General features: G+C 64.6%; 19 protein-coding genes. 9 read left to right on the top strand and 10 right to left on the bottom strand.

Annotation, left to right across the window (positions count from 1 at the left end; all coding sequences use genetic code 11):
• Positions 1 to 6 precede the first annotated feature (6 nt).
• Positions 7 to 843: a DUF2059 domain-containing protein gene (locus AC1DX4_RS20235; protein WP_477221970.1), complete on the top strand. Its 837-nt coding sequence runs from the start codon at positions 7 to 9 to the stop codon at positions 841 to 843.
• Between the two features lie 81 nt (positions 844 to 924).
• Complete coding sequence (locus AC1DX4_RS20230) at positions 925 to 3,597, top strand: ATP-dependent helicase (protein ID WP_477221969.1); 2,673 nt, start codon at positions 925 to 927, stop codon at positions 3,595 to 3,597.
• Positions 3,598 to 3,623: 26 nt separating this feature from the next.
• On the opposite strand, the gene AC1DX4_RS20225 is transcribed toward AC1DX4_RS20230, so the two are convergent.
• The 5 genes from AC1DX4_RS20225 to AC1DX4_RS20205 form a co-directional block, all read right to left on the bottom strand.
• Positions 3,624 to 4,670: an ABC transporter permease gene (locus tag AC1DX4_RS20225; protein ID WP_477221968.1), complete on the bottom strand. Its 1,047-nt coding sequence runs from the start codon at positions 4,668 to 4,670 to the stop codon at positions 3,624 to 3,626.
• Positions 4,667 to 5,464: an ATP-binding cassette domain-containing protein gene (locus AC1DX4_RS20220; protein WP_477221967.1), complete on the bottom strand. Its 798-nt coding sequence runs from the start codon at positions 5,462 to 5,464 to the stop codon at positions 4,667 to 4,669. Before AC1DX4_RS20220 ends, AC1DX4_RS20225 begins: the two co-directional genes overlap by 4 nt.
• 88 nt (positions 5,465 to 5,552) lie before the next feature.
• Positions 5,553 to 6,560 carry a substrate-binding domain-containing protein gene (locus AC1DX4_RS20215; protein ID WP_477221966.1) on the bottom strand — a complete coding sequence of 336 codons (1,008 nt, stop codon included), beginning with the start codon at positions 6,558 to 6,560 and terminating at the stop codon, positions 5,553 to 5,555.
• A gap of 114 nt (positions 6,561 to 6,674) precedes the next feature.
• Positions 6,675 to 7,580 carry a sugar phosphate isomerase/epimerase family protein gene (locus AC1DX4_RS20210; RefSeq protein ID WP_477221965.1) on the bottom strand — a complete coding sequence of 302 codons (906 nt, stop codon included), beginning with the start codon at positions 7,578 to 7,580 and terminating at the stop codon, positions 6,675 to 6,677.
• Positions 7,580 to 8,614, bottom strand: a complete 1,035-nt coding sequence (locus AC1DX4_RS20205; RefSeq protein ID WP_477221964.1) for a Gfo/Idh/MocA family protein — start codon at positions 8,612 to 8,614, stop codon at positions 7,580 to 7,582. The genes AC1DX4_RS20210 and AC1DX4_RS20205 overlap by 1 nt, the downstream gene beginning before the upstream one ends.
• Before the next feature lie 195 nt (positions 8,615 to 8,809).
• Between AC1DX4_RS20205 and AC1DX4_RS20200 the strand changes: the two genes are divergently transcribed.
• Positions 8,810 to 9,835: a LacI family DNA-binding transcriptional regulator gene (locus AC1DX4_RS20200; RefSeq protein ID WP_477221963.1), complete on the top strand. Its 1,026-nt coding sequence runs from the start codon at positions 8,810 to 8,812 to the stop codon at positions 9,833 to 9,835.
• A gap of 21 nt (positions 9,836 to 9,856) precedes the next feature.
• Here AC1DX4_RS20200 and AC1DX4_RS20195 read toward each other — a convergent pair whose 3' ends face one another.
• Together AC1DX4_RS20195 and AC1DX4_RS20190 are read right to left on the bottom strand one after the other, a co-directional pair.
• The gene (locus AC1DX4_RS20195; protein ID WP_095087016.1) at positions 9,857 to 10,171 is read right to left on the bottom strand and encodes a ferritin family protein; all 315 of its coding nucleotides are present in this window, start codon (positions 10,169 to 10,171) and stop codon (positions 9,857 to 9,859) included.
• Between the two features lie 55 nt (positions 10,172 to 10,226).
• Positions 10,227 to 10,982, bottom strand: coding sequence for a bestrophin-like domain (locus AC1DX4_RS20190; protein WP_477221962.1), 756 nt, complete (start codon positions 10,980 to 10,982; stop codon positions 10,227 to 10,229).
• Between the two features lie 192 nt (positions 10,983 to 11,174).
• On the opposite strand from AC1DX4_RS20190, the gene AC1DX4_RS20185 reads away from it, so the two are divergent.
• The 5 genes from AC1DX4_RS20185 to AC1DX4_RS20165 all read left to right on the top strand — a co-directional run bounded on the left by AC1DX4_RS20185 (position 11,175) and on the right by AC1DX4_RS20165 (position 16,706).
• The gene (locus AC1DX4_RS20185) at positions 11,175 to 12,239 is read left to right on the top strand and encodes a sensor histidine kinase (RefSeq protein WP_477221961.1); all 1,065 of its coding nucleotides are present in this window, start codon (positions 11,175 to 11,177) and stop codon (positions 12,237 to 12,239) included.
• A gap of 5 nt (positions 12,240 to 12,244) precedes the next feature.
• The gene (locus tag AC1DX4_RS20180; protein WP_477221960.1) at positions 12,245 to 12,856 is read left to right on the top strand and encodes a response regulator transcription factor; all 612 of its coding nucleotides are present in this window, start codon (positions 12,245 to 12,247) and stop codon (positions 12,854 to 12,856) included.
• A gap of 364 nt (positions 12,857 to 13,220) precedes the next feature.
• Positions 13,221 to 13,460 carry a hypothetical protein gene (locus tag AC1DX4_RS20175; RefSeq protein ID WP_477221959.1) on the top strand — a complete coding sequence of 80 codons (240 nt, stop codon included), beginning with the start codon at positions 13,221 to 13,223 and terminating at the stop codon, positions 13,458 to 13,460.
• Between the two features lie 144 nt (positions 13,461 to 13,604).
• Positions 13,605 to 15,362: an ABC transporter permease gene (locus tag AC1DX4_RS20170; RefSeq protein WP_477221958.1), complete on the top strand. Its 1,758-nt coding sequence runs from the start codon at positions 13,605 to 13,607 to the stop codon at positions 15,360 to 15,362.
• Positions 15,363 to 15,386: 24 nt separating this feature from the next.
• Entirely contained in the window at positions 15,387 to 16,706 is a 1,320-nt protein-coding gene (locus AC1DX4_RS20165) for an ABC transporter ATP-binding protein (protein WP_477221957.1), read from the top strand.
• Between the two features lie 12 nt (positions 16,707 to 16,718).
• Here AC1DX4_RS20165 and AC1DX4_RS20160 read toward each other — a convergent pair whose 3' ends face one another.
• Together AC1DX4_RS20160 and AC1DX4_RS20155 are read right to left on the bottom strand one after the other, a co-directional pair.
• The gene (locus AC1DX4_RS20160; protein ID WP_477221956.1) at positions 16,719 to 18,272 is read right to left on the bottom strand and encodes a trimethylamine methyltransferase family protein; all 1,554 of its coding nucleotides are present in this window, start codon (positions 18,270 to 18,272) and stop codon (positions 16,719 to 16,721) included.
• Positions 18,273 to 18,284: 12 nt separating this feature from the next.
• A complete protein-coding gene (locus AC1DX4_RS20155) occupies positions 18,285 to 20,696 on the bottom strand; it encodes a GcvT family protein (RefSeq protein ID WP_477221955.1) in 2,412 nt (803 codons plus the stop codon).
• A 297-nt stretch (positions 20,697 to 20,993) separates the two neighbouring features.
• On the opposite strand from AC1DX4_RS20155, the gene AC1DX4_RS20150 reads away from it, so the two are divergent.
• Positions 20,994 to 22,457 carry an esterase-like activity of phytase family protein gene (locus AC1DX4_RS20150; RefSeq protein WP_477221954.1) on the top strand — a complete coding sequence of 488 codons (1,464 nt, stop codon included), beginning with the start codon at positions 20,994 to 20,996 and terminating at the stop codon, positions 22,455 to 22,457.
• A gap of 55 nt (positions 22,458 to 22,512) precedes the next feature.
• On the opposite strand, the gene AC1DX4_RS20145 is transcribed toward AC1DX4_RS20150, so the two are convergent.
• The gene (locus AC1DX4_RS20145) at positions 22,513 to 23,304 is read right to left on the bottom strand and encodes a L,D-transpeptidase (protein WP_477221953.1); all 792 of its coding nucleotides are present in this window, start codon (positions 23,302 to 23,304) and stop codon (positions 22,513 to 22,515) included.
• Positions 23,305 to 23,412: the final 108 nt, after the last annotated feature.

Genomic DNA, 23,412 nt, shown 5'->3' with positions numbered 1-23,412 from the left:
AGCAAAATGCCGTCATTCGTTCCGCCCCTGACGCGCATTGCGTTTGTGCTCTACTGCCTCGTGCCACTCGTTGCCGGCACTGTGGCCGCCCCGGCGCAGACAGTCAGCGACATCAACAAGGTGAACGGCTTGCACGAGATGCTGATGGGTATCGGCCCGGGTTTCACCGCGGCCGTGAAATCGGCGCCGGGGATGCCGCCGCAAAAAGTCCAGGACGCCCTTGCCGCCGCCATGGAAGGTGCCTTTGACCCGGAGAAGATGGAGGCAGCCATCGAAGCCCGGATGGCGGACAGGCTGAGCGCCAAGGACCTGTCCGAACTGGCGTCGTTCTATGCTTCGCCCCTGGGCAAACAGGTCACCGCCTTGGAGATCCAGGCTTCGTCGCCGGAAGCAAAGGAGCGCAAGAAAATCGAGGGGCCCAAAATCCTCGGCGAGCTTCAATCCAGGGATCCGGCCCGGCTCGCATTGTACCGGAAGATGATGGACGATATCAGCGCCGTCGACACTGGCGAAGCCGTCGCCCTGAACATGGGCTATGCGATGCTCACCGAAATGCTGGGCGCGGCCGGAAAGCCCCTGCCCGACGACCAGGTCATGGCCCTGCTGCGCAAGCAAACGGAGGGCCTGCGCCGTGACATCGACAACGATGCCATGGAATCCGCAGCCTACATCTATCGGGATATGTCCATGGCCGACCTCAAGCTTTATGAGGCCTTCCTGGTGTCACCCGCCGGCAGCCGCTACTACGATCAGATGCAGGTTGCGCTGGGCGCCGTGATGACGGACGAAGCGCGCTCGTTCGGACATCGGTTCTTCGTCGCCCTGGGTTATCGCAAGGCCTGAACCGCGATATCAGGCACTTTACCGGGAACAAAACGTAGACAGTTCTGGTCTTTCCCCACCGAATCACTACATTCGGGGGAGATGTCCGGCTTTTCGGAAGACATGCCCTTTTTCGACGAACCCAATGCGCGGCCCACGGCCCCGTCGGGCATCGCCGCGCGCGCCATGGCTGCCCGCAGCGGCCAGAACAGTGCGCCCGACTATCTCAAGGGGCTCAATCCGGAACAAAGGCTGGCGGTGGAGACCACCGAAGGCCCGGTTCTGGTGCTGGCCGGCGCCGGCACCGGCAAGACCCGCGTACTGACCACCCGCATCGCCCACATCCTTGCCACCGGCAAGGCTTTCCCCTCGCAGATCCTGGCGGTAACTTTCACCAACAAGGCCGCGCGCGAGATGAAGCAGCGCATCGGCATCCTGATCGGCGAAGGCAATGTCGAAGGCATGCCGTGGCTCGGCACCTTCCACTCGATCGGGGTGAAGCTGCTGCGCAGGCACGCCGAACTCGCCGGCTTGCGTTCCGATTTCACCATCCTCGACACCGACGACGTCGTGCGGCTGATCAAGCAATTGATCCAGGCCGAGGGGCTGGACGACAAGCGCTGGCCGGCCAAGCAGTTCGCCCAGATGATCGACGGCTGGAAGAACAAGGGGCAAGGCCCAGTCGACATCGCCGAGGGTGACGCGCGCGCCTTCGCCAACGGCAAGGGCCGCGAACTCTACAAGGCCTATCAGGAGCGGTTGAAGACACTCAACGCCTGTGACTTCGGCGACCTGCTCTGCCACCCCATCCGCATCTTCCGCGCCAATCCGGATGTGTTGAAGGACTACCACAGGCGCTTCAAATACATCCTCGTCGACGAATACCAGGACACCAACACCGCCCAATACATGTGGCTGCGGCTTTTGGCGCAGCGGCCAGATGCCGGGCGTGCGTCAACGTCGACGGATCTGCGATCGGCCGAAGGCCGCAAGCCCGACCGGGCGTCCGAGCCGTTGCGAGGCCCGCGCGGAGGGCCCGCGCCGGCAGGCGCGGAACAGCCCGCGAGCGATAACAAAGTCAACATCTGCTGCGTCGGCGATGACGACCAGTCCATCTATGGCTGGCGCGGTGCCGAGGTCGACAACATCCTGCGCTTCGACAAGGATTTTCCCGGCGCCACCATCATCCGGCTGGAGCGCAACTACCGCTCCACCGCGCACATCCTTGGCGCCGCCTCCCATCTCATCGCCCACAATGAGGGCCGTTTCGGTAAGACGCTGTTCACCGACCGCGACGAGCCCGAGGATGGCAAGGTGCATGTCCACGCCGCCTGGGATTCCGAGGAGGAAGCTCGCGCCGTCGGCGAGACGATCGAGGCCTATCAGCGGCAAAAACACAAACTCAACGACATGGCGATCCTCGTCCGCGCCTCCTTCCAGATGCGCGAATTCGAGGACCGCTTCGTCACGCTCGGCCTCAACTACCGCGTCATCGGCGGCCCGCGCTTTTACGAGCGCATGGAAATCCGTGATGCGCTGGCTTTCTTCCGCGTCGTCGCGCAAGGCGCCGACGACCTCGCCTTCGAGCGCATCGTCAATGTGCCCAAGCGCGGCCTTGGCGAAACCACCATCCGCCAGATCCACGACACGGCGCGCGCGCTGCGCGTGCCGATGCTGGAAGCCGCCGCCAAGCTCGCCGAAAGCGACGAGTTGAAGCCGAAGCCACGCGCTGCCCTGCGCGAGGTGGCAGCCAATTTCGAGCGCTGGCAGAAGGCACTGGAAACCACGCCGCACACCGAACTCGCCGAGACCATTCTCGAAGAGAGCGGCTACACCGATATGTGGAAGAACGATCGCTCGGTCGAAGCGCCTGGCCGGCTGGAAAACCTGAAGGAGCTGATCCGCTCGATGGAGGAATACGAGTCGCTGCGCTCGTTCCTCGAACATGTCGCGCTGGTCATGGATGCCGAGCAGAATGCCACGCTCGACGCCGTCAACATCATGACGCTGCATTCGGCGAAAGGCCTCGAATTCGAGACCGTTTTTCTCCCTGGCTGGGAGGAAGGCCTGTTTCCGCATCAGCGCGCGCTCGATGAAGGCGGCCGCTCCGGGCTGGAGGAAGAGCGCCGTCTCGCCTATGTCGGCCTGACCCGCGCCAAGAAGAACCTGCATCTGTGGTTCGTCTCCAACCGCCGCATCCACGGCCTCTGGCAATCGACCATCCCGTCGCGCTTTCTTGAGGAACTGCCGGAAGCCCATGTCGAGGTCGCCGAAAGCGGCAATAGCTATGGCGGCTATGGCAATTCGTACGGCAGCGGCTCGTTCGCCTCCGGCCGTGGCGGCCAAGGGGCAGGAAGGCAGAACCCGTATGGCGCGTCGCGCTTCGACAATGTCGGCGCCGACACCGAAAAATCCGGCGCCTTCTCCAACACCTATGCGACGCCGGGCTGGCAGCGCGCGCAGGCCAATCGCACCGAAGCGACCGACCGCAACTGGGGCTCGCGCTCCGGCCATCAGGTCGAGCGCATCGGCTATGGCGAAACCGACTCAGGCTACGGCGCCGGCCGCACCTCGGTCAAAGGCCGGACCATCGACGGCGAACTGGTCGCCAAATCCGTCTCCGACACGCCATCCGCCTTCAGCGTTGGAGACCGCGTCTTCCACCAGAAGTTCGGCAACGGCAACATTTCCGCGATCGAAGGCAACAAGCTGACCATCGACTTCGACAAGGCCGGCCAGAAACGCGTGCTGGACGGGTTTGTCGCGGCGGTGTGAGCCGCGTTCAACTGCAGCTCACCCCCTCACCTGTACCTTGCCTGGTTCCACTTATGGCCGAGCAGCGACAGGATGATGATCAGCCCATTGAAGAACTGCACGTAGAAGCCGCTCAGGCCCGCCGCGACAACACCGGTCTGGATGAACGACACGGTGACCGCGCCGATCGCGCCACCCGCAACGGTGCCGATGCCGCCCCAGGTCGGCGTGCCGCCGACGAAGACCGAGGCCAGCACCGGCAGGAGGTAGCCGTCGCCCGCCGTCGGCCACCAGGTGAAGTTGATCATCACCGAGAAGGTGCCGGCGATCGCAGCCCCAATGCCGACGAAGACGAACACTTTCACCCGCACCCGCTTGACGTCGATGCCCATCTGCTGGGCGCTGTCGGGATTGTCGCCGACCACCTTCACCTGCGCGCCGAAGCGGTGCCTGTTGTAGAGCATCGCCGACAGCACGACGAAGGCTATGGCCCAGAAAATCTGCACCGGGATACCGTAAACCTGGCTGGAGAAGATCTTGTAAGCCCAGCTGTCGGCAAGGCCGGTCAGCGACATCGACTTGCCTTCGTTGATGATCTGGATCAGGCCGCGCAGCAAAAAATTCATGCCAAGCGTGGCAATCAGCGACGACAGCCCGCCATAGACGACCAGCGATCCGACGAGGAAGCCGAGCAGCATGCCGGTGACAAGTGCGGCCGCAATGCCGACGAACGGATCGTAGCCGGCCTGCACCACGAGCGAGAAGACCCAGGAGGCAAAACCCATCGTTGCCGGAAACGACAGGTCGATCTCGCCGCAGGTGACGACGAAGACCAGCGGCACGACCACGAACAGCGCCACAGGTAGCGTCGTCAGCACCGAACTGTAGAGATACCAGGTGGTGAACACGGTCGGGTTGGCGATCATGAACACCGCCATCATGACGATGAACACGGCGAGCGTGCCGAGCGAGGCGCGGTTGTCGAGGACGAAGCCGCGCAGCCAATGGTCGGATGGGTGTTTCCACTCTTTGCGGGCGGATCCGCCATGCGCGCCGAGAGGGCTTTGGAGATCGGGTTCCATGGTCTTGCTCATTGCGCTCGCTGCTCCGCTTCGCCGGCCTCGTGCAACCCAGGCAATCCGCCGGGGTGCGCGACGTCTTCCATGAAATTGATCAGCTCCTCCGCCGACTTGACCTGGCTCCGGTCGGCAGTCAGCGCCACCTTGCCACGGTCGAGCACCACGAAGCGGTCGGCGATATCGAAGACGTGATGGATGTTGTGGCCGATGAACAGGATCGAGCGTCCGCCCGCCCGCACCTGGCGCACGAAATGGAAGACCTTGGCGGTCTCGGTCAGCGACAGTGCCGTCGTCGGCTCGTCGAGGATGATCAGCTCGGCCTGCTTGTAGATGGCGCGCGCGATCGCCACGCCCTGGCGCTCGCCGCCGGAGAGCTGGCCGACGATCGAATGCGGCGTGAACACCTTTGAGGTGAAGCCGATCTCGCGCATCAGCCGGCTCGCCTCCTCGATCTCCTTGTTGACCTTCAGCCAGCCCATGAAGCCGGTCAGCTCACGGCCCATGAAGATGTTGCGCACGATGGTCTGCTGCACGGCGAGCGCCCGGTCCTGGAACACCGTCTCGATGCCGGCGTCGCGCGACCGCGCCGCGCTCCAGCCGGTCACCGGCTTGTCGCGCACGAGGATCTCGCCGCTGGTCGGCCTGACGACGCCGGACAGGATCTTGATCAGCGTCGACTTGCCGGCGCCATTGTCGCCGATCAGGCCGACCACTTCGCCGCGGTCGACGCTGAGATTGACGCCGCCCAGCGCATAGACCTGACCATAGGATTTCTTGATATCGCGCAGTTCGATGATGCGTTCGGCCATCGGATCCTCGCTTGTCATTGTCGCTTGCCGGACATCTTCGCCGGCGGTCCTGCCGGCCGGGCTCGACCCGGCCGGCAGCCTTGGGAGGTCAGCGCAGCGCCTGCTTGGCGAGCTCTGAGACGATCTCATAATTCTGCGGTGTGACGAAGCCCGCGCCTGTGTCGACATTCAGCGGCGCGAGACCCAGCACCACTTGCTGGCAGAGGCTGAGGATCGGCAGATAGCCCTGCAGGAATGGCTGCTGGTCGGCCGTCAACTGCACCCAGCCGCCCTTGAAGCCCTCGACGATCTGCGGGCTGGTGTCGAAGCCGAAGTTGAAGACATCGCCGGGCTTCCTCCCCGCGGCCTGCATGTAGGTCGGCACATTGCCGAGCATCTGCCCGCCGGGATAGCCGACCGCCTTGACGGTGGGATTGTTGAGCAGTGCCGCGGTGATCACCGGGATGGCCAGATTCGGATCGGCTGCCCACTCGGGTACAGAATTGATTTGTACGACATCGACGCCGGCCTCTTTCAATGCGGCCACCGTCCCGCGCTCGCGCGCGCCCCGGCTCTCATTGTCGAACGGGCCGATCATGATCGCCTTGTCGCCGGATTTCAGCCCGGCCAGTTTGAACGCCTCGGCGCCGAGCGCGCGGCCGTGCTGCTCCTGCTGCGCGCCGACATAGCCGCCGCCGAACGCCGCCGTCACCTTCGGCACCGGCACGTTCTGGTACATCATCTTGATGCCGTCCTTATGCGCCTGCTCGGCCAGCGGCATGATCGCGTCGTCGCCGGGATGGCCCATCATGGCGATACCGCCGGGCTTGACGGCGACCGCCTCGCGCAATTGCTGCACCATCTTTTCGACGTCCCAGCCGGAGAAGATGTAGTCGACCTTCGGCCCGAGATCGGCCGCCGCCTGCTTGGCGCCATTATAGACGATGGTGCCGAAAGCGTCGCCCTCGGCGCCGCCGACGAAGAACCTGATGTGGACATCCTTGCACCACTGCGCGTCGAGCGCCTGTGCCGGCAAGGTCGAGATGGCGGCGCAGAGCGCAGTGGCGGCGGCCACGACGGTCGTGCGCAGAAGTGTCGTTCTGATCGCGATGCTCATGCACTTGTCCTCCCATTGTTCCCTCGTCAGCCGAGGGGCTTTTGACGATTGCTTCGGCAGTAGCACTTGACGGCCGGCTCCTCCCGCTAGCCGCTTCTCACATCAAATTTGGCCTCACGTCGGATTTGGCAGGTAGCTGGCACCTCCCCGGCATTGCTTGAGATACTCCAGCCCCCGCACCTGCCCCGTGATTTCGAGGTCACCGCGATAGACCGGGTCGTGCCAACCCTCGATGTCGATGGCGCCCTTGTATCCAGCCAACCGCAATTCGCTGATCACCCGCGTCCAGTCGCTGTCGCCGAAACCCGGCGTGCGCATCTGCACGAAGGGCAGCCGGCCGAACACGCCGTGTTCGCGGATGACATCCCAGCGCACGGTGGCGTCCTTGCCATGGACATGAAAGATGCGCGGCGCCCATTTGCGGATCTGCGGCATCGGGTCGATCAGATAGACGAGCTGATGGCAGGGCTCCCATTCGAGACCCAGATTGTCGTCGGGCAATTCATTGAACATCAGCTCCCAGGCGTCCGGATTGTGGGCGATGTTCCAGTCGCCGGTGGCCCAGTTGCCGTCCATGGCGCAGTTCTCGAAGGCGATGCGCACGCCCTTGTCGGCGGCGCGCTTGGCCAGCGGGCCCCACACTTCGCGGAAGCGCGGCAGGCTGTCGGTCAGCGTCTTGCCGCGCAGGCGCCCGGTGAAGCCGCTGACCATCGAAGTGCCGAACAGATGCGCATTGTCGATGGCCGCTTCCCAAGCCGCAAGCACGCCGCGATCGACCTCGCCACCCTCCAGCGGATTGCCGAACACGCCTAGGGAAGACACGATGACATCGGCATCGCCGATCGCCTCGCGGATCTGGCCGGCCAGCCGTGGCAGGTCCTTGCCACCCAGCGTCTGCCAGAAGAAGGGCTGGATGCTCTCGAAGCCGAGCGGCAGGATTTGTTTGATGTATGCGGCCGGGTCGTCGAGATTGGCCCGCACCATGGTGCCGATCCTGATGTCGAGAAGCGGGTTTGGCATCATTTTTCTTCCTGTGCAGTGATCGCCACGCGGCGTCCGGTCTCGGCGCTCTCGATGGCACCGAAAACCATGGCCAGGCTCTTGATGTTGTCGGCGCCGCGCGTCTCCGGCTCGGTGCCGGTCTCGATGGCGTGCATGAAATCCCGGATGATGCCGAGATGGCCACCGATGCGATCGGCGGGATCGAGCGGCGGCACGTCGATCGCTTGAGTCTTGTCGATCAGGCCATCGCGGCCCGGCGCCACCACTTCTGCCTTCAGGCCGTCATGGCCGTCCCAAATGAGGCTGCCGCGCTCGGCGACGATGCGCCAGCTGCCTTCCCAGCTGGTGCGAAAACCGTCGGCGCACCAGGAGCCGGCATAGGTGAATGTCTTGCCGCCGCCGAGATCGAAGACGGCGCTGGCCGATGAACCCTGCCGGTACCAGGAATTGGCCGGCTCCCATTCCTGGCAATAGACGCCGGCCGGCTCACCACCGACCATGTAGCGGGCGGCGTCAAAAGTGTGGATCGCCATGTCGAGCAGCAGCACATGCGCCATCTCCTCGCGAAAGCCGCCGAAATGCGGCGCGACGAAGAAGTCGGCATGGATCGAGGTCGCCGCGCCAATGGCACCGGAGTCGAGAAACCGCCGGATGCGCCTGACATTGGCGACATAGCGGCGGTTCTGCACGACGGCATGGATACGCCTAGCCTGGCGGGCTGCCTCGATGATGGCACGGGCATTCTCAGGACTGTCGGCCAGCGGCTTCTCGGTCAGGAGATGGCAATTGTGGGCAAAGGCGGAGAGCGCCACCTCGCGGCGGGCGGCGGGAACCACGACATCGAACACCGCGTCGGGCCTGGTCTGGTCGAGCACGGCGTCGAGGCTGGTGCCGATGACGGCACTGGTGAGGTTGTATTCGGCCGCCCTCGCCTTCGCCCGCTCGGTGTCGAGGTCGACAAGGCCGACAATGGCAAGCCCGTCGATCTGCCTCGCGGCATCAAGCCACTGCCTGCTCATCGCTCCGCAGCCGACGAGGACGACATTCATCATCCGGCATTCCTCCCGTCCGGTCCCTCCAGACCGAATGTCACGGCATTCACGGCATCACCGTAAACGTTTTTCCGTAAACGTTTACGAGAACACACCCGATAGCGTAGAATGTCAATCGGCTGCCTGCGAAAATCATCCCGAAGCCTTGGCCTGAGCGGCAGCCGGTGCTAGCCAAGGGTCGGGGGAGAACTATCCTTGGCGTCCAGCATCCACGACCTTGCGCGTCACCTGAACATTTCGATCGGCACCGTGTCGCGGGCGCTGAATGGCCGCGCAGACGTCAATGCCGACACCCGCCAGCGCGTGCTCGACGCCGCCAAAAAGCTCAACTATTCGCCGAACCAATCCGGCCGCAGCCTGCGCCAGGGCGCCACGCGTTCGATCGCCTTCATGCTGCAGCCGCATCCCGGCGACCAGCAATATGGCGAACCGTTCTTCATCCCGTTCCTGACCGGTCTGCAGGCGCGGCTCGCCGACTATGACCTGGATCTGATGGTCGTCATGGGTGAGCCCGGCCAATATCAGCAGGAGAGGCTGCGCCGTGTGGTTGAGACGCGCCGAGCCGACGCGGTTGTGTTGGCCAACACACGGCGGGAAGACGATCGGATCGATTATCTCAGCAAGGCCGGCTTTCCTTTTGCAACGCTTGGCCGAAGTCAATCCGGCGGCGACACCTATCCTTCGCTCGATATCGATTTCGAGAGGGCGGGTGATGAAGCCGTCGACCGGCTGGTCGCGCGCGGCCATCGCCGCATCGCTGCCATCCGCCCTTCGCATGATCTCAACTTCGGCTACCTGTTCCTGGACGGCTATCGCAAGGCGCTGGAGCGGCACGGCATTGAAGTCGACCCCGGCCTGATCGCCGACGGCTTCATCAACGAGGCCGGCGGCTATCAGGTGACGGCGGACGTAATGCTCTCCAAGGATCGGCCCACCGCCATCATCTTCAACAACGACGCCATGGCGCTCGGCGGCTGCAAGGCGCTGGCCGAGATGGGCATCCGGCCCGGCCATGATATTGCAGTGATCGTCATCGTCGACACGCCGCTCTGCCGCTATTTCTCCCCGGCGCTGACCGCTTTCCGCCCGGCGCTGGAGCCGATGGGCCGGCGGCTGGCCGAAATGCTGCTGGCCTTGCTACCGGCCTTCGCCGGCCCCGAAGGCCCGCGCATCATCCGCGAAGTCTGGCCGCTGGAACTGATCGCGCGCGACAGCGATTGATGAGAGAGCCGGCTAAGGCGCTCAATCCACCTTCTTCTCGCCCCGCTCGCCGGCCTTGACGATGTCGCCCGTCGTGAACAGGATTTCCTTCAATTCCGCACGCCAGTCCTTCTTCTGGCGCAGCAGAAATTCCAGGTCCATGCCGAAATGCTTGAACTCCTCGCCCTGCGCGTTCTTCATGATCGCGCGCGCTTGCGGGTCCTTTTCCACCGAGATGCGCTGTTCGTACCAGCCGATGGCTTCCGCCTCCTCGATCAGCGAGGTGATCATGCGGGCAAAGGTCCGCACCTTCTGCGACAGTTCTTCAGGCGGTTCGTGATATTGGTCGAAACCCATGTCGTCCTCCGGTGGTTCATTCCCATGAATGCCTGGGAATGCCGCCGGTTCCGCATCATCGCTGCAATTCCGCCAATGCCCGCTCCAGCGGCGCTGGCGAAATCTGGATCGGGCCGGAGAACGGCACATCCATGTCGAGGATCAGGTAGATCGCCCCGGCGATCAATACGGCCGACACCATGAAGGTTGCGGCAGTGATCGCATTCTTCGGTGCCCTGAACCCGAAACTGGCAAAGATCAGCGCCAGCCATGTCACCAGCATCGCGATCAGCGGCCAGGGGATAGCGCCCTCCGACTGCTCGACCAGGGTCCAGCGCAGTTCCAACACTTTCTGCAGGCGTTGGCGTCCATCCTGCAGGAGGGAACCACGTACAGCGTCGGGCGGCGTCAGCGCATTCAGCCGTGAGCCGATCTCCGTCAGCAGATGTTCGGACAGCTGGTTGGCGGCGATAGTCGTTTCGCTGTTTTGTGACGAGGTGGTAACCACCCGCTGGACATAGGCGACCAGCGGCTGGCGCACCGCGTCGGTTTCCGGGCCATACAGGCGCAATGTCCTGTCGAGCAGGATCAGTTCCGTCGCATAGGCGTGCACATTGTGATCGATCGATTCGAAGGTGTTCTTGGCCGAATTGATCATCAGGCCGAGCATCAGCGAGGTCATGACCCCGAACAGATTGGCGGCGAGCCGCACCACATTGTTCGTGTCGTCATCACGATGTCTGGCCGGCAATCTCGGCCAGATCGCCATGCTGGCGAACGCCGACGCCGCCAGGCACAGGAAGATCACCATTGCGATGAAAGCTTCGAGCATCGCTCATCTCTGCACGGGACGCGCCAATTGCCAATGGCAAGGCAGCGTGCCTACAGCGAAAGTACGGGCGTACTCGCTGCTGCAATGCGATATGGCAGCTCCTTGCCGGGCCGAAAGGCGGCGCGGTAATGTCCTGCTGTCCGTCATGGCAGCTTGAGCAGCAAGGAGGCCGGCATTTCTGGAAGATCATCCTTGCCGCTCCTTGGGCCGCTCCTCGGGCGCCGGCCACTGCTGCCGGCCCTGCTTGTGCTGCTGGCGGCGGCGATCTTCCTTGCCGATACGATCACCAATCTGGAGATCGCGGTAGCGGTCTTCTATGTCGCAGTTGTCCTGATCGCGGTCCGCTATATCGACCGTCGCGGCGTGGCCATGGTGGCGGCGGCCTGCATGACGCTCACCGTGCTGAGTTTTTTCCTGACGCGGGCCGGCTCGATGCCTGCCGGATTGATCAACTGTGCCATCAGCCTGGTGGCGATCGCCGTCACCGCCTATCTGGCGCTGCGCACCGCCGCCGCCGAGGCGTCCGCCCGCGAGGCGCAGGCGCAGCTCGCCCACATTACGCGGGTGACGATGCTGGGCGAATTGACGGCCTCGATCGCCCATGAGCTCAACCAGCCGCTGGCGGCGATCGTGCTGAACGGCAACGCCGCCCGGCGCTGGCTGGCGGGCGGCAATCGCGATGAGGCCGGCAAGGCGGCCGAGCGCATCGTCAGGGATGCCGAACGCGCAAGCGAGCTGATCAAGCGGCTGCGCGGCCTGACCAGGAAAGCCGCCGGCAAGGCGGTCTGGATCGACGTCAACAAGACGGTCGTGGAAACGTTGCCCCTGGTCCAGAACGAGGCCAGCCGGAACCACGCCGCCTTGCGGACCGAACTGGCCAACGGCCTTCCCCAGATCCAGGTCGACCCGGTGCAGATCCAGCAGGTCATTCTCAACCTGATCCTCAATGCCCTGGAGGCGGTGAAGGATGAGAGCGTGCATGACGTAACGGTGCAGACCAGCCTCGGCAAACCGGGTGAAGTCGTGATTGCCGTCCGCGATTCCGGCCGTGGCCTGGACGGCGTGCAACTGGACCAGCTTTTCGATGCCTTCTACACCACCAAGCCGGACGGTATGGGCATGGGGCTTGCCATCAGCCGCTCGATCGTCGAGAGCCATGGCGGACGCATCTGGGCGGAGCCGGCAGTGCCGCACGGCGCCGCCTTCCGCTTCTCGCTGCCGGCCGGCAGGACAGGGTCGCGCGGATCAGACCGGTGAAGCCAATGAACGAGCCAGAACAGATCGTTTTCGTCATCGACGACGATCCCGCCATGCGCGAAGCGCTCGACAGCCTGCTGCGCTCGGTCGGGCTTGAGGTGCGTTGCTTCGGTTCGGTTGCCGAATTCCTTGGCGCACCGAGGCCTGACATCCCCTCTTGCCTGGTGCTCGACGTGCGCCTGCCCGGCAAGAGCGGCATGGATTTCCACAAGGAGCTCGCTCATTCTGATGCCCCGCTGCCGGTGATCATCATGACCGGCCATGGCGACATCGCCATGTCGGTGCAAGCGATGAAGACAGGCGCCGTCGATTTCCTGCCAAAACCGTTCCGCGAACAGGACCTGCTCGATGCCATCGCGGCTGCCCTCGACAAGGACCGGCAGCGGCGGACGCAATCGGCCGAACTCGCCATCCTGCACGAACGACTGGCAACGCTGAGCGAAGGCGAACGCAGTGTCGTGGCACTGGTGGTGCAAGGACGGCTCAACAAGCAGATCGCCGGCGACCTCGGCGTCAGCGAGATAACCGTCAAGGTCCGGCGCGCCCGAGCCATGCGCAAGATGCAGGCCGGGTCGTTGGCTGAGCTGATAAAAATGGCCGGAAAGCTCGGAATCTGACCGCTTCAAGGCAGAGAATAAATCTATATTTTTCAATGCATTGCCGGTGAATCCCTTGCCGCGTGGCCGGCCTCCTTATGCCTTGGTATCAGGCCATATACTTAAGATTCCGGTGCCCGCGTTGACACCTCGCGAGCAGCGGGCGTAAGGCGGCTTGGCTTCGGATGACCGAAGCATCAACTCGAGATCGAACAGGTTATGGACAGCTATCCCAGTCGCTGTCCGGATCAAGCCCCAGGCACGGTCCGGACACTGGCCCCGTCAACAGATTTGGTTTCCGGCATGTGGCGCCGGTCGGGCCTCGGCAGGGCATAACCCGCCTTCGGCTCGCCTTGCTGTCCCGCCGGACCGCAAGAGGTGAGCCATGAACACCAACATCATCCCCTTCCGCACGCGCTCCGCTTCAACCGCACGACCGTCCGTTGCAACAACGCGCGGCCTGGCGGGCAAAGCCGGCTTCACCATGCCGCCGACCCGGCTCGTCTGCGTCTGGCGACGCGGCCCAGTGAGTGGCCGCCTGGAATGCCGCTGGAAGCAGGAGCAAAAACCCGTTTCCGAAGAGGGCGTCAGTCGTCGAACGGCCCTGCCACGGCGCGCTGCCTGAGCCCCTCTTCGACCCGGCCCAAATCTCCGCACTGACGGCCGAGCCCTGGCGCCCGGCGCGACCGCCTCCCGGTCGCAGCCTTCCGCATGCCCGCAATCACCCTCTCTCAAGCCAAACTGCAATTGGCCCATCACGAGGCTCGCCATGATCTTCCTGCCCCACAACCGCAATTCCCTCGGCCAGGCCGCGGCCCTCGCCCGCGCACGCATCGCGCCCAACATCTACGACACCATCGCCTTCGCCATGCTGGTCACCTTGCTGGTGCTTCTGGCGCATGGCGCCGCCGGCATGCGCGCGCCGACGACGCTGCTCACCACCTCGCCGGTCACGCTCGATCTCGCCAATTTGCCGGAATACGCGCTGCGCACCACGCTGCGCATGTTCGCGGCCATCATCGTGTCGCTGATCTTCACCTTCACGGTGGCGACGCTGGCCGCTAAGAGCCGGCGCGCCGAAATGGTGATCATTCCCGCGCTCGACATCCTGCAGTCGGTGCCGGTGCTTGGTTTCCTGACCTTCACCGTGACCTTCTTCATGGGCCTGTTTCCCGGCAGCCAGCTCGGCGCCGAGTGTGCCGCGATCTTCGCCATCTTCACCAGCCAGGCCTGGAACATGGCGTTCTCGTTCTACCAGTCGCTGCGCACGGTGCCGGGTGATCTCGACGAGGTCAGCCGTGGCTTCGGTCTCTCGGCCTGGCAAAGGTTCTGGCGGCTCGAGGCGCCGTTCGCGGCACCCGGCCTGGTCTGGAACACCATGATGTCGATGTCCGGCGGCTGGTTCTTCGTCGTCGCCTCCGAGGCCATCACCGTCGGCAACACCACCGTGCAGCTGCCCGGCATCGGCTCCTGGCTGGCTCTGGCCATCGATCGTCAGGATTTCAGGGCCGTCGCCTGGGCCGTGCTGGCGATGGGCGTGCTCATCCTGCTCTACGACCAGCTGCTGTTCCGGCCCATCGTTGCCTGGGCCGACAAGTTCCGTTTCGAGCAGACCGCCGGCCAGGAAAAGCCCCGCTCCTGGGTCTACGACATGCTGCGCCGGGCCCGGCTGCTGCAGACCGTGGGGTTGCCGATCGCCTGGCTGTGGCAGCGCGCCATGCTGCTTCGCCTGGGCAAGCGGGCCATGCCGGCAGCGTCCACCGCCGCATCGCGCCGGCTATCGCGGTCGCTCGACATCGTCTGGCTGGGCCTGGTGCTGCTTGTGGTGCTCTGGGGCGTCGTCGAGACGGTGCTCTATCTCAGGCAGACCCTTGGCTTGAACGATGTCGTCGAAGCCTTCGAGGGCGGCCTTCTCACCTTGCTGCGCGTGATCGTGCTGATCGCGGTCGCCAGCGTGATCTGGGTGCCGATCGGCGTCTGGATCGGACTGCGGCCGGCGGTCGCCGAACGGGTTCAGCCGCTGGCGCAGTTCCTTGCCGCCTTCCCCGCCAACGTGCTGTTTCCGTTCGCGGTGATCGCCATCGTTGCCACCGGCGCCAGCCCCAGCATCTGGCTGTCGCCGCTGATGGTGCTCGGCACGCAATGGTACATCCTGTTCAATGTCATCGCCGGCGCCAGCGCCTTCCCTTCCGATCTCAAGGAGGCAGCCAAGGTCTTCAAGATACGGTCCTGGTCGTGGTGGAAGAACGTCATGCTGCCGGGGATTTTCCCCTACTACATCACCGGCGCGCTGACCGCCTCCGGCGGTTCGTGGAACGCCTCGATCGTCGCTGAACTGGCAAGCTGGGGCAACACCAGGCTCGAGGCCTTCGGCCTCGGCTCCTACATCGCCAAGGCGACCGAAGCTGGCGATTTCCCGCGCGTCATTCTCGGCATCGCCGTGATGTCGCTCTTCGTCACCCTCTTCAACCGCACCCTCTGGCGCCCGCTCTACGTCTTTGCCGAACGCCGCATGCGGCTCGACTGACCCCGTCCTTTCAGGAGACTGATCATGAACCAAGCTGTCATCACCAACACCCTTCCGCTCGTCGAAGTCCATGGCGTCTGCCAGACCTATGACAAGGGAAGTGCTGGCAAGCTCGTCGTCCTCGACCAGGTCGGCCTGACGCTCGTCTCTGGCGAGATCGTCGGCCTGCTCGGCCGCTCCGGATCCGGCAAGTCCACCTTGCTGCGCTCCATCGCTGGCCTGATCCGGCCGAGCGAAGGCGCCATCGCCTTCGAAGGCAAGGCCGTCTCCGGCACGCCGGACGGCATCGCCATGGTCTTCCAGAGCTTTGCGCTGTTTCCCTGGCTGACCGTGCTGCAGAATGTCGAGCTCGGACTCGAAGCACAGGGCGTCTTGCCGGCGGAGCGCCGCAAGCGCGCACTGTCGGCCATCGACCTGATCGGCCTCGACGGCTTCGAGAACGCCTATCCCAAGGAGCTGTCCGGCGGCATGCGGCAGCGCGTTGGGCTCGCCCGCGCCCTGGTGGTGCATCCCAAAGTGCTGCTGATGGACGAGCCGTTCTCGGCGCTCGACGTATTGACGGCCGAGACGCTGCGCACCGACCTGCTCGACCTCTGGTCGGAAGGCCGCATGCCGATAGAGTCGATCCTGATGGTGACGCACAACATCGAGGAAGCGGTGCTGATGTGCGACCGCGTGCTGATCTTTTCGTCCAATCCGGGCCGCGTCGTCGCCGAACTCAGGATCGATCTGCCGCAGCCGCGCAACCGGCTGGACCCGGCCTTCCGGGCGCTGGTCGAGGATATCTACGCCCGCATGACCGCCAGGAAGGAGCCGGGCACCCCTGCCCGCGACGGCGTCTTCCCGGGTTCGGGCATCGCCATGGTGCTGCCGCGCGTTTCGACCAACCTGCTCGCCGGCCTGATCGAGGCCGTCGCCGCCCCGCCTTACAACGGGCATGCCGACCTGCCGCCGCTGGCCGCCAGCCTGCAGCTCGAGATCGACGATCTGTTCCCGATCGCCGAAACGCTGCAGCTGCTGCGCTTTGCCGAATTTGCCGAAGGCGATATCCAGCTGACGCCGGCCGGCAAACGCTTCGCCGAGAGCGAGGTCGACGCGCGCAAGCAATTGTTCGTGCAGCAGCTCGCGACCTATGTGCCGCTGGCCGGCCATATCCGACATGTGCTCGACGAACGCGCCAACCACAAGGCGCCGGCCCGCCGCTTCCGCGACGAGCTGGAGGATCACATGTCCGAGGACTATGCCGACCAGACGGTGCGGGCCGTCATCAGCTGGGCCCGCTACGCCGAGTATTTTGCTTACGACGAGGAGAGCGATCTGTTCACGCTCGACAACCCGACATAGTCGGTTTGCCCGTTACGACACCGGCAGCGCTCCGCCCTCTTCGGTGCGCCGCGCGATGAATTCGTCGAGCACGCCTGATGTCGCGGCAGCCGAAGCGGGCGGCTCGAAATCGGCGACCGCGCGCCGCCATACGCCGGTGGCGCGTTCGCTCGCCGTCTTCGATCCGCTTTGCGTCCAGTTGCCGAAGTTCGACCAGTCGGCGACCAGCGGTTCGTAGAAGGCGGTGCGGTAGCGCGCCATGGTGTGGCCGGCCGAGAAGAAATGGCCGCCCGGCTGCACTTCGGCGATCGCCTCGAAGCCGATTGAATCGTCGTCACCGGGCGTCGCGGCGCAGAGTTCCGCCACCGTCTGCAGCGCCTCGATATCGGTGATCATCTTCTCGAAGGAGACGCTCAAGCCGCCTTCCAGCCAGCCGGCGGCGTGGATGCACATGGTCGCGCCGGCCAGCACCGAGCCCCACAGCGCGAATTGCGTTTCGTGTGCCGCCTGCGCGTCCGAGATGTTGGCCGCACTGCCGCCGCCCGACCGCCAGGGCAGTCCGGTGAAGCGCGCCAGTTGGCCGGCGCCCAGCGTCGCCTTGACATGCTCCGGCGTGCCGAAGGCCGGCGCTCCGGATTTCATGTCGACATTGGAGGAGAAGGAGCCGTAGACGACCGGCGCGCCAGGCCGCACGATCTGCGCCAGCGTCAGACCCGCCAGCGCCTCGGCATGCTGCAGCGCCAGTGCGCCGGCGACCGTGATCGGCGCCATCGCGCCGGCCAGGCAGAACGGCGTGATGACGGAGACCTGGCCAGCCCGCGCGAAATCGATGATGCCTTGCGCCATCGGAATGTCGAGCTGGCGCGGCGAGTTGGTGTTGATGACGGTGTAGCAATGGGCCTTCGCCAGGAATTCGTCCTGCGACAGCCCGCGGGCCAGCCGGATCATCTCGAATCCGTCCTCGACCTGCGGCGTGCCGCGCGCGAAAACGAACGGAAATTTGTCGGACAGCGTCAGCTGCGCACGGTTGACGGCATAGTGGCGAAAGCGGTTGTCGACATCCTGCGGCTCGATGCAGGGGCCGAGCATATGCAGCACGTCGAAATGCTGAACCAGCCGCAGCAGATCCTCGAAATCGGCCAGCGTGCCCGACCGGCGGCCGCGTTCGAGATCGGTGACGTTCGGCGCCCCGCAACCGGCCAGAAAGGTCATCGACCCGAGTTCCAGCGTCAGGTCGCGGGAACGGTCGCCGGCTTGCGCATGGATCGACTTCGGCGCCGAGGCCAACGCCACCACCACCATGTCGCGGCCGATGCGCACCATGTCGGTGTCCGGGTCGACCAGCGCGCCGGCGCTGGCGAAAAGCTCTCGTGCCTGCGGCAGCAGCACCTTGATGCCGAGCTCTTCCAGCACGCGCAGCGCCGTGTCGTGGATCGCGGCGACCTGATCATCCGAAAAGATCGGCTGCGGCAGGAACGGGTTCTTCAGCGACCGGTAATTGGGCCGGCGGCTGCTTTCGCTGCCGGCTTCGCCCGTGCGTCCACGCCGGCGTTCGCGCCTGCTGTCTCGTGCCGCGTCATCGACCATCGAAAATCCTCCTCATTGCCGCATCGCCTTGCCCGAGGGATCGTAGGGCGAGGCCGCGATGATCCGCGCCGGCCGCTCGACGCCGACAATGTGCACCGAAAGTGCCGTCCCCTCCTCGGCAAAATCGTCGTCCACCAACGCCAGCGCGACGCTCTTGCCGATCGTGTAGCCAAATCCGCCCGAAGTGACGAAGCCGACGCGCCGGCCGTCGTGCCAGACCGGCTCGAAGCCGCTGGCGTCGGCGTCATGCGCATCGATCTCCAGCGTCACCATCCGTTGCGACGTGCCGGCATTGCGCTCCTTCAGCGCCGCATCGCGGCCGATGAAATCGCCCTTGTCGAAGGCAATGAAGCGGTCGAGGCCGGTCTGGCGAGGCGTGTAGCCCTGCGTGAATTCGCGCGACCAGATGCCGAAGCTTTTCTCCAGCCTGAGCGCATTGAGCGCGTAGTAGCCAATCTCGGCCAGGCCGAGATCCTCGCCGGCGGCAAGCAATGTGTCGCGCAGTGTGGCATGCATGGTCGCGTGGCAGTTGATCTCAAAGCCGAGCTCGCCAGCGATAGACAGGCGGGCAACCCGCGCCTGAACCATGCCGATATCGAACGCGCCGCAGGCCATGAATGGCAGTGCCGGACCGGAGACGTCCTGATGCGTGGTCCGCTCGAGGATTTTCCGCGCGTTCGGCCCGGTCAGCAGGAAGCCGCTCATTGCATCGGAGAGATCGGCGACAGCAACACCTTCCGCCGCGTGGCTCTCGAACCAGCGCATGTGGAATTCCCTGAGATAGTAGGAGCCCATCAGCCAATAGTCACTGCTGCCCCAGTTGATCACGGTGAGGTCGCCCTTCAGCCGCCCGTCCGGCCCGAGCATCGGTGCCAGCCCCGCCTTTCCGGCCTTCGGCAGCTTGCAGGCAAGCAGTCGGTCTAGCCACGCCTCGGCGCCCGGTCCCGACACCGCATAGCGCGCATAGGCCGAGATATCGACGAGACCGGCGGCACGCCGGACCTGCAACGCCTCGTCGCCGACGATATCGAAGGCGTTGGAACGCTTGAGCGTGGTGTTCTCGCGAAAACCCATCGGCGCGAAATAGGCCGGGATTTCCAGCCCCCACGATGCCGTCCATTCGCAGCCCGCAGCACTCATGCCGTCATAGGCGCCAGGGCGTTTCAAAGGCCGGCCCGCAGGCAGCCGCTCATTGGGAAAGGTCATGACGAAGCGGCGCGAATAGAACTGGCGCGTTGTCTGCTTGAGGTATTCGCGGTTGGCGGCGAAGGCGCCGTAGCGGGCAATGTCCATGCCAAAGATGTCGGCCTGCGGCTCGCCGTAGATCATCCATTCAGCCAATGATTTTCCAACGCCCCCGCCCTGGCTGAAGCCGGCCATGACGCCACAGGCGACCCAGTAGTTTTTCAGGCCGCGCACCGGTCCGACGATCGGGTTGCCGTCGGGGGTAAAGGTGAAGGCTCCGTTGACCCATTTGCGGATGCCGGCCGTCGCCAGGCACGGAAAGCGCTCATGCGCCTTGGCGAGTTCCGGACTGATGCGGTCGATGTCTTCCGGGATCAGCTCGATGCCGTAGTCCCACGGCGCGCCATCCATGTTCCAGTGCTTCGGGTTCTGCTCGTAGACGCCGAGCAGCACGCCCTTGCGCTCTTGCCGCAGGTAGGAAAAACCGTCGAGGTCGACGGCGATGCCTATTTCCCGGTCGAGTGCCGCGATTTCCGGAATGTCCTCGGTGATGAAATAATGGTGCTCCATCGGCGTCACCGGCAGGTCGACACCGGCCATGCGGCCGAGCTGCTTTGCCCACAAGCCGCCGGCATTGACGACATGCTCGGCAACGATGGTGCCCTGCTCGGTGACGACGTCCCAATGGCCGTCCGCGCGCGCCTTCAGCTCGACCACCCGATTGCGCAGGATGATGTCGGCCCCGCGTTTCTTCGCGGCGCCCGCATAGGCATGTGTCGTGCCGTAGGGGTCGAGATGGCCTTCGTTGGAATCGTGCAGGCCGCCCAGCACACCGGCGACGTCGACGATCGGGCAGATCTGTTTGATCTCTTCCGGAGTCACCAGCCTGGCGGTCTCGATGCCGACCGACTGGAACACCGCCCACGCCGATTTCAGCCACTCCCAGCGCTGGGGATCGCTGGCGATGTTGACGCCGCCGGTCATGTGCAGGCCGATGTCTTGGCCGGATTCGGCCTCGATCTCGCGGTAGAGATTGATGGTGTAATCCTGCAGCGCCGCGACGTTGGGATCGGCGTTGAGCGCATGGAAACCCGCTGCCGCATGCCAGGTCGAACCGGCTGTCAGTTCGGCGCGCTCGATCAGCGCCACGTCAGACCAGCCGAACCGCGTCAGGTGGTAGAGCACCGAGGCGCCGACCACCCCACCCCCGATAACCACTGCGCGATAATGCGGCTTCAAGGCTTCCCTCCCGGTCTGTCCTAGGCGGGCACCATATACGCACTGGACATAAGTGTCTAGTGCTGTGCTTGGACACCCGAACGCATGTGCGAGGTACCATCAATTCCTTCGCTCGAGCGTGTGTTGTTATCGGCCGGTGAACAAGCCGGCAGGCGGGCATCCCGCACTGTCACGCAAGCATCATGTTCGCGCCTTAGACCGCTTTTTGGAGGGCGGCGCGCGGCATCATCGATGTGCCGCCTCTTTCAGATTTTCGATCTTCGGCCGCTCCGGCACATCCGTCTCAAGAGGATATCCATGAAACATCCGTACCGAACCGCCTCGCTCGGCGTCGCGCTGGCCTTGTTCACCGCCTTCACTCCCGCGCTTGCCGACAGCACCGCGACCGTCCTCGTCAACAAGGGTCTAGTCGGCGTCGGCCGCATCCCGGCCGCCCAGCGCGACAAGTTCGGCGAGACCTTCGGCTCGGGTTCCGGCATGGCGATCGACACATCAAGCTGGACGCATGATGCGGGCACCTACAAAGGGTCGCTCTGGCTGCTGCCGGATCGCGGCTACAATGTCGCCGGCACCACCGATTACCGGCCACGCCTCAACACCATCGGCATCGAGTTCACCCCGGCGGCACCAGGCACCGCCGGCCAGGAACAGACTGCAGTCAAGGCGACGCTTGCCGACACCATGCTTTTGACCGACGACAAGGGCGCTGATGCCACCGGCCTCGATCCGCTGTCGGATGTGCGTGGCGCCGCCGGCGACATGCCGATGCTGCCCGCCGCCACCAATGGCAAGCTCGCCCTCGACAACGAGGCGATCGTGCGGCTGCCCGACGGCTCGATGTTCATCTCCGACGAATATGGCCCCAACATCTACCGATTCTCCGCAGAGGGCCGCCTGCTGTCGGCGACCCAGCCGCCGGCAGCCCTGGTGCCGACGCGCAAGGGCGCGCCAAACTTCTCCTCGGACAATCCCGGTCCAGGTGCTGCCGAACCCGATCCGAAGGATCCCGAGACCGGCCGCCAGAACAACCAGGGTCTCGAAGGCATGGCGATGACGCCGGACGGCAAGTTCCTGATCGCCGTGTTGCAGTCGGCGACCAGGCAGGATGGCGGCGATTCCGCTTCGACCCGGCAGAACACGCGGGCGCTGGTCTATGACACCTCCGACCTCGCCCATCTCAAGCTGGCGCATGAATATGTCGTGCCGCTGCCGGTGTTCAAGGACGCCAAGGGCAAGACCAAGATCGCCGCGCAAAGCGAGATCGTGGCGCTGTCGGACACATCCTTCCTGATGCTGGCGCGCGACAGCGGCAACGGCCAGGGCCTGAAGGGCGACACCTCGCTGCTGCGCCAGATCTTCGTCGTCGACTTTTCAGCCGCGACCGACATTGCCGGCGGCGCCTTCGATGCCGCCGACAAGCCGGTCGCTCCCAAGGGCGTGCTCGATCCGTCGGTGACGCCGGCCAAGCTGACGCCGTTCATCGACATCAACGACAATGCGCAGCTTAATCGCTTCGGCCTGCACAATGGCGCGCCGAACGACCACAACAACCTGTCCGAGAAATGGGAAGCAATGTCGCTGGCCAGCGTGCTCGATCCGAAGCTGCCCGACGACTACTTCCTGTTCGTCGCCAATGACAACGACTTCCTGGCCCAGGACGGCTTCCAGGTCGGCGCGCCCTACAAGGCCGATGACGGCGCCAATGTCGACACCATGTTCCTGGTCTATCAGGTCACGCTGCCGGGTCTGGCCAAGAAGTAACCACCCCTATCCAGGCGGGCGCGCTTGACGCGTCCGCCTTCACGGCTCGTGCAGACTACTTCAAGAGCTCCGCGTCCTTCGGTACGCCCGCATCGATCGGTTCGGCCGTCCTGCTCGACACGGCCATGATCTTGCCGGCAGCCGACAAATTGGGACGCACGAAGACCTGGGCGGGGCCGTTGACGCGGCTGTAGAGGTCGATGATGTCCTGGTTCATGAAACGCACACAGCCCGACGATGCGTTCTTGCCGATGGAATCCCACTCCGGCGTGCCGTGCAGCCGGTACATCGTGTCCTTGCCGTCGCGGAAGAGATAGAGCGCGCGGGCGCCGAGCGGGCTCTGCGGACCGGGCGGCATGCCATCCCTGTATTTCGCCAGTTCCGGCCGGCGCTTGATCATTTCCGGCGGCGGCGTCCACACCGGCCATTTCTTCCTCGCCTGGATCACGGCGCTGCCGGTCCAGCCGAAACCGGCCTTCCCTAAGCTGACGCCGTAACGGATGGCCTTGCCGCCGTCGCGCACCAGATAGAGGAAATGCTCGGAGACATCGACGACGATCGTGCCTGGTTTTTCTCCGGTCGGGTCGGCCACGATCTGGCGTACGAACTTCGGATCGAGCTTGGCCACCGGGATGGCCGGCAGTTGAAAGCCCTCATCGGTGCGCGCGGTATACATTGTTGCGGTATCGCCGAGCGCAGGCTCGGGCGCCGCCGCTGCGACTGGCGGCGGCGTCACCACCTCCGTCGTGGTGCATCCTGAAACAGCCACGGCGGCCGCGCCCAAGGCGGACGCACCAAGAAACGCACGCCGGCTCAGGCGCTCGGAAAACAGCGGACTATCGGACATGAACCCCCCGGCTATTCATAAGATCTGGTAAGCAATGCGGGCCCCACGCCCCCGGGGGATCAATAGCCCATTCCGGGAGCTTTGAGAACATGATTAGATCGAGACACG

The sequence above is a fragment of the Mesorhizobium sp. P3_A8 genome, assembly GCF_056402995.1.
Note: the sequence above shows the minus strand (reverse complement) of the source record. Positions and strands in the feature narration are given on the sequence as shown.